The 13,805-nt window shown below is 64.4% G+C and carries 12 protein-coding genes; 6 read left to right on the top strand and 6 right to left on the bottom strand.

All coding sequences use genetic code 11. The annotated features are described in order from the left end of the window. The first annotated feature begins 41 nt into the window (after positions 1-41). The 4 genes from L0U81_RS08805 to L0U81_RS08790 all read left to right on the top strand — a co-directional run bounded on the left by L0U81_RS08805 (position 42) and on the right by L0U81_RS08790 (position 4,655). Positions 42-2,543 (top strand): penicillin-binding protein 1A, encoded by a 2,502-nt coding sequence (locus L0U81_RS08805; RefSeq protein WP_233801806.1) that lies wholly within the window; start codon positions 42-44, stop codon positions 2,541-2,543. Between the two features lie 238 nt (positions 2,544-2,781). Continuing rightward, positions 2,782-3,216, top strand: coding sequence for an STM2901 family protein (locus L0U81_RS08800; RefSeq protein ID WP_233801804.1), 435 nt, complete (start codon positions 2,782-2,784; stop codon positions 3,214-3,216). Next, positions 3,213-3,584: a DUF1493 family protein gene (locus L0U81_RS08795; protein WP_233801802.1), complete on the top strand. Its 372-nt coding sequence runs from the start codon at positions 3,213-3,215 to the stop codon at positions 3,582-3,584. The genes L0U81_RS08800 and L0U81_RS08795 overlap by 4 nt, the downstream gene beginning before the upstream one ends. Before the next feature lie 507 nt (positions 3,585-4,091). Next, complete coding sequence (locus L0U81_RS08790) at positions 4,092-4,655, top strand: hypothetical protein (protein ID WP_233801800.1); 564 nt, start codon at positions 4,092-4,094, stop codon at positions 4,653-4,655. A 12-nt stretch (positions 4,656-4,667) separates the two neighbouring features. On the opposite strand, the gene L0U81_RS08785 is transcribed toward L0U81_RS08790, so the two are convergent. Genes L0U81_RS08785 through L0U81_RS08775 form a run of 3 tightly spaced genes read right to left on the bottom strand, consistent with a single transcriptional unit; the run spans position 4,668 to position 10,539 of the window. Then, positions 4,668-6,251, bottom strand: coding sequence for an efflux transporter outer membrane subunit (locus L0U81_RS08785; protein ID WP_233801798.1), 1,584 nt, complete (start codon positions 6,249-6,251; stop codon positions 4,668-4,670). 14 nt (positions 6,252-6,265) lie between these two features. Then, on the bottom strand, positions 6,266-9,394 hold the full coding sequence (locus L0U81_RS08780) for an efflux RND transporter permease subunit (protein ID WP_233801796.1): 3,129 nt from the start codon (positions 9,392-9,394) through the stop codon (positions 6,266-6,268). Beyond that, entirely contained in the window at positions 9,391-10,539 is a 1,149-nt protein-coding gene (locus tag L0U81_RS08775) for an efflux RND transporter periplasmic adaptor subunit (RefSeq protein ID WP_233801794.1), read from the bottom strand. The genes L0U81_RS08780 and L0U81_RS08775 overlap by 4 nt, the downstream gene beginning before the upstream one ends. Positions 10,540-10,757: 218 nt before the next feature. Between L0U81_RS08775 and L0U81_RS08770 the strand changes: the two genes are divergently transcribed. Then, positions 10,758-11,375, top strand: a complete 618-nt coding sequence (locus L0U81_RS08770) for a TetR/AcrR family transcriptional regulator (protein WP_233801792.1) — start codon at positions 10,758-10,760, stop codon at positions 11,373-11,375. A gap of 77 nt (positions 11,376-11,452) precedes the next feature. Here L0U81_RS08770 and L0U81_RS08765 read toward each other — a convergent pair whose 3' ends face one another. Beyond that, positions 11,453-11,665 carry a hypothetical protein gene (locus L0U81_RS08765; RefSeq protein WP_233801791.1) on the bottom strand — a complete coding sequence of 71 codons (213 nt, stop codon included), beginning with the start codon at positions 11,663-11,665 and terminating at the stop codon, positions 11,453-11,455. Between the two features lie 270 nt (positions 11,666-11,935). Between L0U81_RS08765 and L0U81_RS08760 the strand changes: the two genes are divergently transcribed. After that, the gene (locus L0U81_RS08760; RefSeq protein ID WP_233801790.1) at positions 11,936-13,000 is read left to right on the top strand and encodes a LysR family transcriptional regulator; all 1,065 of its coding nucleotides are present in this window, start codon (positions 11,936-11,938) and stop codon (positions 12,998-13,000) included. A gap of 24 nt (positions 13,001-13,024) precedes the next feature. Here L0U81_RS08760 and L0U81_RS08755 read toward each other — a convergent pair whose 3' ends face one another. Both L0U81_RS08755 and L0U81_RS08750 read right to left on the bottom strand, forming a co-directional pair. Next, positions 13,025-13,255, bottom strand: coding sequence for a DUF2795 domain-containing protein (locus L0U81_RS08755; protein WP_233801789.1), 231 nt, complete (start codon positions 13,253-13,255; stop codon positions 13,025-13,027). A gap of 110 nt (positions 13,256-13,365) precedes the next feature. Beyond that, complete coding sequence (locus L0U81_RS08750) at positions 13,366-13,620, bottom strand: hypothetical protein (protein WP_233801788.1); 255 nt, start codon at positions 13,618-13,620, stop codon at positions 13,366-13,368. Between the last annotated feature and the right edge of the window lie 185 nt (positions 13,621-13,805).

Genomic DNA, 13,805 nt, shown 5'->3' with positions numbered 1-13,805 from the left:
CGTGCAGACAGGCGCTCCGTTGCGGGCCCATTATTCCAGTCATGCCAATCATCAAACGACCGCATTCCTCGAACTCTCCGGCCGGTGAAGACCGGGACTCCCACCAAGGCACGCCTCCACGCAACGCCGCTTCGCGCGACGCCGGGCGCGGCCGTCGCTCGATCGGTGCGTCGCTCGTGCTGTGGTTCTTCGGCCTGATCGCGACCCTTGTCGTGGTCGGCGCGCTGATCCTCGGCTATGCACTCGTCGTGATGGGGCCGCAATTGCCGTCGCTCGACGCGTTGACCGACTATCGCCCGAAAGTGCCGCTGCGCGTCTATACCGCGGATCACGTCCTGATCGGTGAGTTCGGCGAGGAGCGGCGCAGCCTCGTGCGCTTCCAGGACATTCCCGACCAGATGAAAAAAGCGGTGCTCGCGATCGAGGACTACCGCTTTTACGAACACGGCGGCGTCGACTTCGTCGGCATTCTGCGCGCCGGTTTCGCCGACCTCGCGCACGGCGGCGCGTCGCAGGGCGCGAGCACGATCACGATGCAGGTCGCGCGCAACTTCTTCCTCTCCAGCGAGAAAACCTACACGCGCAAGGTCTACGAGATGCTGCTCGCCTACAAGATCGAGCGCGCGCTGACGAAGGACCAGATTCTCGAGCTGTACATGAACCAGATCTATCTGGGCGAGCGCGCGTACGGCTTCGCGGCGGCCGCGCGCGTGTACTTCGGCAAGGACCTGAAGGACATCACGCTGGCGGAGGCTGCGATGCTCGCGGGTCTGCCGAAGGCTCCGTCCGCGTATAACCCGGTCGTCAATCCGAAGCGCGCGAAGATCCGTCAGGAGTACATCCTGCGACGCATGCTCGAGCTGAACTACATCACGCAGCAGCAGTACGACCAGGCTGTGAAGGAAGAAATTCACACGAAGAATCCGGGCAACGAGTACAGCGTGCACGCCGAGTACGTCGCCGAAATGGTGCGGCAGATGATGTACGCCCAGTACAAGGACGAAACCTATACGCGCGGCCTGAACGTGACCACGACGATCGACTCCGCCGATCAGGACGCGGCATATCGCGCCGTGCGCAAAGGCGTGATGGACTACGAGCGGCGCCACGGCTATCGCGGACCGGAAGGCTTCGTGCAGCTGCCCGAGGCGGGCGACGACCGCGATCAGGCGATCGACGACGCGCTGACCGATCACCCCGACAACGGCGAGATCATCGCCGGTGTAGTGACGGACGCGAGCGCGAAACAGGTGGTCGCGCAACTGGTCGACGGCACGCAGGTGACGGTATCGGGCGACGGCCTGCGGTTCGTCGCCGCGGCGTTGAGCCCGCGCGCGAACGCGACGCTGCGCATCAGGCCGGGCTCGATCGTGCGCCTCGTCGCCGACGACAAGGGCAACTGGCAGATCACGCAGTTGCCGCAGGTCGAAGGCGCGCTGGTCTCGCTGACGCCGCAGGACGGCGCGATTCGCGCGCTGATCGGCGGCTTCGACTTCAACAAGAACAAGTTCAACCATGTGACGCAGGCGTGGCGGCAGCCGGGTTCGAGCTTCAAGCCGTTCATTTACTCGGCGTCGCTCGAAAAGGGACTCGGCCCGGCGACGATCATCAACGACGCGCCGCTGTACTTCCCGCCGAGCACACCGGGAGGCGACGCATGGGAGCCGAAGGATGACGACCAGCCCGACGGTCCGATGTCGATGCGCCTCGCGCTGCAGAAGTCGAAGAACCTCGTGTCGATCCGCATCCTTTCGTTCATCGGCACCAAATACGCGCAGGACTTCGTCACGCAGCGCTTTGGCTTCGACGCCGACAAGACTCCGCCGTATCTGCCGATGGCGCTGGGCGCGGGCCTCGTCACGCCGTTGCAATCGGCGGGCGCGTACTCGGTGTTCGCGAACGGCGGCTACCGGATCAATCCGTATCTGATCAACGAAGTGACCGACGCGCGTGGCGTGGCGATCTCGCGCGCGCAGCCGCTCGTCGCCGGGCGCGACGCGCCGCGCACGCTCGAGCCGCGTAACGCGTACATCATGAACAGCCTGCTGCATTCGGTCGCGACCGCAGGTACGGGGGCGGGCACCAACGTGCTGCATCGCTCGGACCTGCACGGCAAGACCGGCACGACCAATGACGCGAAGGACGGCTGGTTCGCGGGCTATCAGCAGTCGCTGGTGGCGGTCGCGTGGATGGGCTACGACCAGCCGAAGAGCCTCGGCAGCCGCGAATTCGGCGCGCAGCTCGCGCTGCCGATCTGGGTCGAGTACATGCAGCGCGCGCTGCGCGGCGTGCCGCAGGCCGAGCCGCAGCAACCCGACGGCGTGACGGTGATGGACGGTGAGCTGTTCTTCAGCGACAAGCTGCCGGGGCAAGGCTTCGTCGCGAGCATCGGTCTCGATTCGGGCAATCCGATGGCCGGCGCGACCGACGCGCTCGGCGGTGTCGGGCCGGCCGGCATGACGCCGCCGGTCGTGCCGCCGCCGAGCGTGTCGACGACCGAGAAGAAGCAGATCATGGATCTCTTCGAGTCGAACAAGCCTTGATGTCTTTGACAATGCGTGCGCGGTTGGCTTCGGCAGGCCGCGCACGGGTTGAACCCTCCAGGTCGGATTCCTGACCAGATTCTTCTTTGCGCGCTGCGTGCGCGAATTCATCGGTGTCTGAAAATCATCCGTCGCCCATTCCTTGTCCTCCCGTTGCCTGTTAATTTGGCAGGCTATTTAACGGTCTACCGCGCAAGAGCCCGCAAAGCGTCGCGCTTGGTTCATAACAGGAAGAAGAATGGGCAACAATCGTTACACATACGGGATACACACGGGCCTGACTCCCCCTGAACTTTTCTTCTATGTCACTCTGGAGGAGGCGCGCAAGGAGCTTGGATTGACGGATCTGGCGGGCGTGGCGGCGATATTGCTTGGTCAGGCAGACGTCCCGGTATCGGGCAAGGTCGCCGGGGCGACTAAAGGAACCTCCGTCGCATCAATGGTGTCACGGCGCGTTTTGCCGAATCGCGTGGCGATGCGCTTGCCGATGATTACGGGTGTCGGTCTGCGGGGGATGAAAATTGCATTCACTCGAAACCTGGGCGCTTGGGTCGGTCGCACTATTCCGATCGTCGGCGAGGTATTCATGGCGGCCGAGGCATTCCAGATTCTGCGCCGATCGATCACGGCTTATAACAGACTCGTTCAACCGGCGGATCGGGTGTTGGGATGAGCGATGATACTTGGGTGAAGTTTGAAGCGTTTGCCCGTGAAGAACTGGGTCGGCCATTGTTTGGCGGGCAGTTGGAGCTGAAGCCTGAGACCCGCCTGGAGCAGGATCTCGGTGTGACGGGACAGGACGGTGCGGAGTTCATCGAGAACTGGGCGAAGGAGTTTCACGTCGACGTCGCTGGTTTCCCGTTCCGCCGATACTTCAGCCCGGAGGGGCAAGCGTTGCTATCGTCATTCCTCGGGCTGTTCTCGAATCGGCTCAGGCGCGAGCCGCTGGTCCCATTGACCCTTGGCATGCTGCTCGAAGCAACGCGCCGAGGTCGGTGGGATACCGCCGAAATCGAGGCTGCCACGGGCAGGCACACTTGACGAACGGCCACGCATATTTGTTCTGCCGGCGCATGAACCGACCTTTCGTTGACTCGGTTGCTCCGAAATTGCTTCCCCGCGGAACGCGCAAGGCAAAGCGATTCGCTTCAAGCACTTAGGCGCTTCGCCCCAGGGTTATCAACAAGTCTGTCAACACAAACTGGGGATAACGTTGAGGCATCCCAGGTGCTTGCGCGATAGACAAAGCCGTCTCGCGGCACCCGCTGTGCGATTTCGCGCCTCATCGACAAATCCTCGCGCGCTCAATGCGTTAGCCCGTTTTTCAGATAGTTTTCAACAGGCTCATCAACACGAACTGGGGATAAGTGCGCCGCATTCCATACGGAATCCCAGGTTTGGTTGGATGCGCGATTGGGCCGTCGCCCATGTACAGGACAACCTGTCGTGGAGTGTTTATTTGATCGGTGCCTATCCGGGCAACGACTTCAAACAGAACGGCGACACACTCATGTCTTTGTCCATATGCGAAATGAATGACGGTGTGACATGAATGAGAATGAAACCTTGACGCGCCGCCGTTTGGTGGCAGTGGCACAGGCCATGTTAGCCGGCGATCTATCGTTTCTTGAGGCGGGCAGCGCAGGTACTCGCTCTTCACTGAACACGCTCGAGGTCGTGCGGACCCTCATGTACGCAATGAAGGGAATACTTCCGCTCCTCGTCGGAAGCTTCGTTATCAGCGCAGCCGCGGCGGACAAACCATTTTCAGGCAAGTTTGATGGAACAGGCCGAGCGTGTTCGGGATCGCTTGTAGTACGCCCCAGAACCATCGAATGGAATTCGGCGTTCAGTGTTTGCAAGCCAGTGCAATACGAGGTGCTCGAACAGAATTTTGGCGGTAAGCACAGACGAATTGTTTTTCGCCTTAAGAAGCGCAGCAGTCAATGCCGCTTCGAGGTCGTGGAGATTGAACACGCGAGCGGTTATAACTGGAACGTAAGTGGCTATCGATCCGTGGAAGAATTCCAGAAGAGAGGCCTGGCCGACTGGAGCAATTCTCCGTTGCCCGAGCGTCAGGTCTTGTCGTGCTTGATGGTGGGGCCGAACTGATAGGGTTCCGTCTTAATTGGATGCGGTTGTGTTCGTTGTACCGACAGACTCAGAAGCAGAAGCAGAAGCAGAAGCGGGAGCAGAAATAGCCGCCCCCGAAGCGCCCGGCGCACCGCCCTGATCGACCGGCGGATTCCCCATCGCCTGAAACAGCGCGGCCGTATCGGTCAGCCGCGCGCTCGTATAGCGGATCTCGTCGAGCTGCGCATTGCGCCATTGCTGCTCGCTCGAACGCGTCGACGCGACGGGCAGCGCCCCCAGCCGATAGCGTGCCGATGTCTCGTTGAACACACCTTGCGCCGAGCGCGCGGCGACGTTCGCGGCATCGAGCGACTGTGCGTCGTGCTCGAGCGAGGCGAGCGTATCGGCGACATTCTGGAACGCGGCCAGCACGGTCTGCTTGTATTGCGACACGCTCGCCTCGTACGTGTGCTGCGCCGCGCGGCGCTGCGCGACGAGCGCGCCGCCATGAAACAGCGGTTGCGACAGCGCCGCGCCGATGCTCCAGATCGCCCCCGCACCCGACACCGCGACCGGCCAGCTAAAGCCGCCTTGTCCCATCGACGCGGACAGCGACAGGCTCGGGAACATCTGCGCGGTCGCGGCGCCGACATCGGCCGAGGCGGCCTTCAGCGCGGCGTCGGCTGCCTGAATATCGGGCCGCGTGCGCAGCAGCTCCGACGGCACGACGACCGGCACCTGCTCGGGTACATGCAGTTGTGCGAGATCGATGTCATCCGGCGCGGCATCGGGCGTGCGGCCGAGCAGCACCGCGAGCGCGTGACGCGTCGTCAGCCACTGTTGCCTCAGCGCCGGCAGACTCGCCGCCACGCTCGCCGCGCTTTGCTGCGCGTTCAGCAGATCGGCATGCGATACCGCGCCGAGCTCAAAGCGTCGCCCGGTATCGCGCGCCTGATCGTTGGCGAGGGTCACGAGCCGCTCGGTCGTGTCGATCTGCGCGTGCAGCGCGGCACTCGTGATCGTCGCGGTCACGATGTTCGCGGCAAGCGCGCGTCGTGCCGCATCGAGCTGGTAGACCTGCACGTTCACGCGCGCGGCGAGCGCCGCGTTCGCGAGACGCGAGGCGCCGAACAGATCGAACGTGTAGTGCGCCTGCAGTTGGCCGACGAACACGTTGTACAGAAACGTGTTGGGTCCGATCTCGGGAATCGCGAGCGCGCGATTGCGGGTGACCTGGCCGCCGGCGTCGATGGTCGGCAGCAGCGAGCTGCCGATCTGCGCGCGCAGTTGCTCGCGCGCGGCGGCGAGACTGCGGTCAGTTGCGGCGAGCGTCGGACTATTGCGCAGGCCTTCGTCGACGAGCGCGTTCAGCGCATCCGAGCGGTATAGCTTCCACCATTCGGGCACCGGCTGCGCGCCGCTCACGAACTGCTGCGTGACGCCTTGCGCGGGCACGGTTTGCGTCGGCAGCGCCTCGGCGCCGTAGTGCGCGGGCTGCGGCATCGCGGGCGCGTCACCGTTTGGCCCGAACGAGCAGGCCGTGAGCATACAGGTGAGGCTCGCGATGCTCGCGGCAATCGTGGTACGGACCAGCGCGTCGAAGCGTGCGCGTTGAGAGAGGGCAGAAATAGTCATGCTCGTACTCATGCTCAGTTACCCGTGTACGGGGCGCCGGAACCGGTCGGCGCGGGCGGCTCGCGCTCGTCGGTGCGCACGCGGAACGACGCGGCGTACAACGCGGGTAGATAGAACAGCGTCAGGATCGTCGCGCTCGTGATGCCGCCCATCAGCGCGGTCGCCATCGGCCCGAAGAAGTTCGAGCGCAACAGCGGGATCAGCGCGAGCACGGCGGCTGCGGCGGTCAGCGTGATCGGCCGGAACCGCCGCACGGTCGCGCCGACGATCGCATCGAAACGCTTCTGCCCCGACGCGATGTCCTGCTCGATCTGATCGACGAGAATCACCGAGTTGCGCATGATGATGCCGAACATCGCGATCACGCCGAGCATCGCGACAAAGCCGAATGGCTTGCCGAACAGCAGCAAGGTGAGCACGACGCCGATCAGGCCTAGCGGCGCGGTCAGCACGACCATCAGCACGCGCGCGAAGCTCTGCAGCTGGATCATCAGCAGCGTGAGCACGGCGATCACCATGATCGGCAACTGCGCGTAGATCGATGTCTGGCCCTTGCCGCTTTCCTCGACCGAGCCGCCGATCTCGATCCGGTAGCCGACCGGCAGCGACGCGCGGATCGGGCCGAGCACGCGGTCCACCGCATGGGTGACGTCGATGCCTTGCGCGCCGGCCATGACGTCTGACTGTACGGTGATGGTCGGCTGACGGTCGCGCTCCCAGATCACCCCGTATTCGAGGTCGTTGCGCAGATGCCCGAGCGTGCCGAGCGGCACCGGGCCATTCGGCGTCGGCATCGCGAGCGCGGTCAGCTGCGACGGGTCGACGCGTTCCGCGCGCGGCGCGCGCAGATCCACGCTGATCAGTTTGTCGCGCTCGCGATACTGCGTGACGGTGTACCCGGACATCGTCAAGGCGAGGAAGCTGGAGATGTCTTCGGAAGTCACGCCGAGCTCGCGCGCGCGTTTCTGGTCGATCTCGAAGCGCGCCGAGCGCTCGGCGGGTTCGTCCCAGTCGAACTGCACGTTGCGCGTGCCGCGATTCGCGCGCATCGTCGCGGCCACCCGTTCGGCGATCGAGCGCACGGTCGCGATGTCGTCGCCGCTCACGCGGAACTGCACCGGATAGCCGACCGGCGGCCCGTTCTCGAGGCGCGACAGGCGCGTGCGGATCGCCGGGAAGTTGTTGAATAACTCCGGTTCGAGCCACTGCGCGAGCTTCTCGCGATCCTTGACCGACTTCGCGGTGATCACGAACTGCGCGAAGTTCGGCTGCTGCAATTGCTGATCGAGCGGCAGATAGAAGCGCGGCGCGCCCGTGCCGACGAAACTGACCGTGTGATCGATCTCGGGGCGGCCCTGCAGCGCTTTTTCGAGGCGTTGGGCCTGACGCAACGTGGCGTCGAACGACGCGCCTTCGGGCAGCCGCACGTCCACCAGCAATTCCGGCCGGTCCGAGCTCGGGAAGAACTGCTGCGGCACCAGCGAGAAGCCGGCCATCGCGATCACGAACAGCAGCACGGTGATCGCGAGCACGACGAAGCGCCGCTCGATGCACCAGCCGATCCAGCCGCGCAGACGCGTGTAAAAGCGCGTGTCGTAGATGTCGTGCTCGTGGTCGTCGGGCTCATGCGCGTGGCGTTTGCGCTCCGGCAGCATGTGATAGCCGAGCAGCGGAATCAGCACGACCGCCGCGAACCACGACGCGATCAGCGCGATCGCGGACACCTCGAAGATCGAGCGCGTGTACTCGCCGGTGCTCGATTTCGCAAGCGCGATCGGCAGGAAGCCCGACACGGTCACGAGGGTGCCCGTCAGCATCGGAAACGCGGTACTCGTGTACGCGAAGGCTGCGGCGCGCGCGCGGCTCCAGCCTTGCTCTAGTTTCACAGACATCATTTCGACCGCGATGATCGCATCGTCGACGAGCAGGCCGAGCGCGAGCACGAGTGTGCCGAGCGACACCTTGTGCAGACCGATGTCGAACAGGTACATGCACAGTGCGGTGACCGCGAGCACCACCGGAATCGAGATCACGACGACCATCCCCGTGCGCACGCCTAGCGAGACGAGGCTCACGATCAGCACGATCGCAACGGCTTCGGCGACCGCTTCGAGGAAGTCGTTGACCGAGCGCGCGACCGCGTGCGGCATGCTCGATACTTCCACGAGATTCAAACCGACGGGCAGTGCGGCGCGCAGTTGGGTCATCTGCTGATCGAGCGCGCGGCCAAGGCGGATCACGTCGCCGCCCGGCTGCATCGTCACGCCGATGCCGAGCACCGGCTTGCCGCCGAAGCGCATCTGCGTGACGACCGGGTCGTCGTAGCCGCGCCTGATCGTCGCGATGTCGCCGAGACGGAACGTGCGGTTGTTGATGCGGATCAGCATGTCGGCGAGCGCGTTGACGTCGTTGAACTGGCCGCTCGGACGCACGAACACGCGGTCGTCCTTGGTGGTCAGCGTACCCGCGGGCGCGATCGTGTTCTGCGCGTTGATCGCCTGGCCGAGCTGCTGCGGCGAGATGCCGAGGCGCGTCAACTGCGTGTTCGCGATCTCGATGAAGATGTGCTGATCGGGGTCGCCGAAGTAATCGACCTTGCCGACGCCCGGCACCCGCAGCAGCACCGTGCGCAGCTGGTCCGCGTAATCGTGCAGTTGCGCGGCGGAAAAGCCGTCGCCTTCGAGCGTGTAGATGTTCGTGTAGACGTCGCCGAATTCGTCGTTGAAGAACGGGCCCTGGATGCCCGGCGGCAAGGTCGACGCGATATCGCCGACTTTCTTGCGCACCTGGTACCACGTCTCGGGCACCTGGCTCACTGGCGCCGAGTCCTTCATCGTAAAGAAGATCAGCGATTCGCCGGGGCGCGAGTAGCTGCGCACGAAGTCGATATACGGCGTTTCCTGCAGCTTGCGGCCGATGCGGTCGGTCAGTTGATCCTGCACCTGGCGCGCGGTGGCGCCTGGCCAGAACGTACGGATCACCATCACGCGGAACGTGAAGGGCGGGTCTTCGGACTGCGCGAGCCGTGTGTACGCGAGGATGCCGAACGCGGTGGCGAGCGCGATCAGAAAGACCACCAGCGCCTGATGACGCAGCGCCCACGCGGACAGGTTGAAGCGTCCTTCGTCGTGCGCTGTGCTCATGAAGCGAAGTCCTCGGGATGCAGCGGCGCGATCACGCGGACTTTCTGGCCGGCGCTCACCGTGTGCACGCCTTGCAGCACGACACTTTCACCATCTTTCAGGCCATCGCTCACGATGAAGGTGCGCTCGTAGTAGCGCGTGACCGTCACGCGACGCAGCTCGAGCGTATTGTCCGCGGCTCGCACGACCCAAACGGCCGGCTCGCGCCCCTCGTGGAACAGCGCGGTGACCGGCAGCGTGAACATGCCGCGCTGCGCGGCCGCCTGAGCGAGCGGCACGGCTGGCGTGACGTCGGCGGTCATGCCGAGACGCACCTCGGCGCCGGCATCGATCAGCGTCAGACGCGCGCGCCACGTGCGGCTTTGCGGATCGGCGGCCGGCGACAGCTCGCGCACGCGCGCGTTGAACTTGCGACCTGCCAGGGCCGAGAGCGTGACGCTCGCGTTCTGGCCAACCGCGAACGCCGCGAGGGCGCTTTCGGGCACGTCGCACAGCACGTCGACGTCGCCGCTCCATGCGAGGTTGTAGACGGCCTGACCCGCCGACACGTTCTGGCCCGTGTCTGCCTGTTCGGCCGTGATGACGCCCGCATGACCGGCGACGAGCGTCGTGTACTGCAACTGGTTGTTCGCGAGCGCCGCCTGCTGCTGCGCCTGATCGCGCTGCGCGAGCGCGGATGCGTACGCGTTGGTGGTCTGTTCGAGCTGCGCCGGCGCGATCAGGTTCTCTTTGGCTTGCGCCTTGTCGCGTTCGAGCTGCTGTTGCGCATAGACGAGGGTGTGCTGCGCGGCGTCGAGTTGCGCCTGCGTGGCGGCGGCGTTTTTCTGCGCATCGGCCGGGTCGAGCAGCGCGACGACTTCGCCGCTCTTCACGGTGTCGCCGAGCCGCACGCGCCGCTCGATGATCTTGCCCGCGACGCGAAACGACAGCGGCGTCGAGTAGCGCGCCTGCACTTCACCGGGCAGCGACGCTGCCTGCAGCGCATAGCCGTCCGCATGCATGGCGAGCGCGACCACCGGGCGCGGCGCGGGCGCCGCGGCTTCCTTCTTCGAGCAGGCCGCGAGCGCGAGCGCGCCTGCCAGCGCCAGCGCGCACGTTTGTCTGGAGAAACCGCGGTGGGGGGATGGAGGAGACTGCTGGCGCATCGCAGACGATGCGGGAGAACCGGGACGCTTCACAATTACCCCAACTGGAGACAGCGAACGAACACGGCAAGCCGCGCGGCCCGCCAGCGAAGACCTGCACACCGTGTCATGCAATTGGCATACAGATATGGCTTTGAATGATGAAGCGCATTCTAATACACTCCTGTATTTGAATGTCTACGTGAATTCGAATTCTTTTCGATGCTAGACTGGCGGCCATGAAACGGCAAAGACTAACGAGAGAGCAGAGCAAGGACCAGACGCGGGAGCGCCTGCTCGATGCTGCGCAGGCCACTTTCATGAAGAAAGGCTTTGTCGCGGCGAGCGTCGAGGACATCGCGGCGGCTGCCGGCTATACGCGCGGTGCGTTCTATTCGAACTTCCGCAGCAAGACCGAGCTGTTTCTGGAGCTGTTGGGGCGCGATCACGAAGCAATGCAGGCGGGCCTGCACGCAATCTTTGAAAATGCGGCGTCGCGCGAGGAAATGGAGGCGCGCGTGCTGCGCTATTACAGCTCGCTGCATCGCGAGAACAAGTGTTTTCTGCTGTGGGTCGAGGCAAAGCTGCTCGCGGTGCGCGACGGGCGCTTCCGGCCGCGCTTTAACGCGTTCATGCACGAGAAGCTCGAGCAATTGAGCGCCTATGTGCGCGAGTTCTCGGAGCGCGTGGGCACGCCGATGTCGATGCCGCCCGAGCAGCTCGCAATCGGTCTGATAGGCCTGTGCGACGGCGTGCAATTCTTCTACGCGGTCGATCCTCAGAATGTGCCGACGGAGATGGCCGAAATGGTGCTGGCGGGGTTTTTCTCGCGCGTGGTGTTCGGGCGCGATGCGTGAGAGTTGGCGTTAAGCCTGGATGCGCAAACGCGCGACCTTGGCGGATCGCGCGTCAAATTCGGCGAAAACCAGAAAAATCAGTCGATCGGAAGTTGCGCGCAGGCCGCGGCGGCGGGCGCCGCGCAAGCGAACGCGTATTGGCTGCTGTAGCTGAGGAACTTCTCCCCGGCGTGCAGCGCGGCCTTCATATCCGGGCAGCGCTCGTAACCGATATAGGCCGAACTTGCGGCGGCCGACCAGCAAACCAGCGAAAACGCGATTTTTTCCAGCAGATGAAAACGATGTGGCATGGCGGTGTAGCGGTCATTTCCTTTGGCCGCTATGGTACCAGTAGACTAGGGTTTATACCTAGTCAAAATCCGCAGTAGACGCCTTGATCGTGGCGCGATGGACACGCCGCGTCGAACCTGACCGGAATGTCATGTCTGGGTCAGGGTTGGGACATGTCGGCTCGATAGAATCGGTTGCATAGGGCAAGCCCGCGCGCGCCCATGCCGCGCGGGTCGACACAGGCGCCAACGGATGCGCCGGCCCGGCTTTACCGAGGCAGGAGTCGTCCCATGAATCAACTGCAGTCGATGCGCGTGTTCGTCAAGGTGGCCGACCTCGGTAGTTTCGTCGGCGCGGCGGGCGCGCTGGACCTGTCCACGGCGGTCGTCACGCGGCACGTCGCGGATCTCGAAGCGCGGCTCGGTACGCGGCTGCTGAACCGTACGACACGGCGTCTGTCGCTGACCGAATCCGGCGCGACCTACCTGGAGCGCGTACGCCACATCCTCGCCGACCTCGAAGGCGTCGAGCAGATGGTGGTGGCGCGCAATCACGAGCCGGTCGGCACCCTGCGTATCGTTGCGCCGGTCGTGTTCGGACTGCATAGTCTCGCGCCGGTCGTGCAGTCGTACGCGGCGCGCTACCCGGACGTCGTGCCCGATGTCACGCTCGCCGACCGCCACGTCGATCTCGTCGAAGAGGGTTTCGACGTCGGCATTCTGGTTGCGCGGCCTATGCGCGGCGCGAGCATCGTCACCCGGCGGCTGACGACGGGCTATATGACGGTCTGCGCGACGCCCGACTATCTGGCGCAACACGGCACGCCAGTGCGCCCCGAGGATCTGTCGCGGCATTCGTGCCTGAGCCGGCCGGCCGAGCAGGGCGGCGGCGAGGAACGCGCGTTCATGGGTCCGGATGGTGAGGTGCGGGTGCGGCCGACCAACGCGATCGCGGCCAACAATGCCGAGATGCTGCGGCAGTTCGCGCTGCTGGGCATGGGCGTGGCGATCCTGCCGAGCTACCTGATCGGCCGGGATCTGACGGCGGGGCGGCTCGTGCGCCTGCTCGACGACTACAGTCTGCCGCCCATCGAAATCACGATTGCGTATCCGAGCCGGCTGCATCTGCCGGCGAAGGTGCGCACGTTTATCGACCATCTGGTCGAGCATTTCCAGCCGGGCAGCAGGTTGGTGCAGGATTCTCGCGGCGAGGCGCAGGTGCGGGCGGTGGCGGAGGTGACCGGGTCCGATGATCTGACTGCGCCTGACATGGCCGACCACGCGCTCGAAAGCCGCGGCACGACGCGCCGTCTGACGCGTGTGCCGCGCACGCGGATCGCGGCGTCGGGGTTCTAACGTGTGTGGTGGCGCGCGGCGCGTCTAGATTCCCAAGCCGGGACCATAATTGCCGCCGATCAACCGCGTGACCGACTCAATGTCGACATAATCCTGCTCCGGCATGCCATCGAGCATCGCCAGCACCTCGTTGCTCGCGCCGGCTTCGCGCGCCGCGTCGACGAGCGCATCCTTGTTGGTCGGGAATTCGACTTCGCCAAGAAGATCGGCGATCTGCAGATCGATCGATTCGCCGGGGAGGTCCGAGGCTGTCATTCGCGTGCTCCTGTTGTGCTCAAGTTAGTCAAGTTGTTATTACCGCCGCGAAGAGCCAGGGGCTGGTCGCAGTGAGCCTCTCGCAGTCCCGCGCGGTGCAGCGCCCGTCCTCAGGTGGTCAGATGCTCGTTCTGCCCGGTCAGGCTGCGCTCCAGATGCCGGGACTTCGGCAGCGCAATATGGTCCCATTGCTGCGGATGGTTCTCGTCGATGCTCGAGACGTCCGGGGCCGGCGGCGCGACCGGCGCGGCGTTCGCGCGTTGGTCAAACCTGGTGGAATCCGCGCTGTCCGGGGCGGTATGGACCGGCGCGGCAAAGCACGAGGCCGACAGCGTCACCATGGTCAACAGTGTCGAGGTTTTCATCGCCCGACCTCCTAAAGCTCATGCGGCGCTGACAATGGAGCAAACCCTGAGCCGTCCCGCGTCGAAAGGACGGTGCAAGCTACCGGCCGCGTGTCGCTGTGTGGCCCATGCTCTTTACATCTTAGATGGCAAATTCTGCAACGCGCGCCCATTTGCGGCAACACCATATTGCGTAGGCTCCATGA

Origin of the sequence: Paraburkholderia sp. HP33-1, from assembly GCF_021390595.1 — a bacterium.
Classification (GTDB): Bacteria; Pseudomonadota; Gammaproteobacteria; order Burkholderiales; family Burkholderiaceae; genus Paraburkholderia.
The sequence above is the reverse complement of the archived record's forward strand: the minus strand, read 5'-3'. Positions and strand labels throughout refer to the sequence as shown.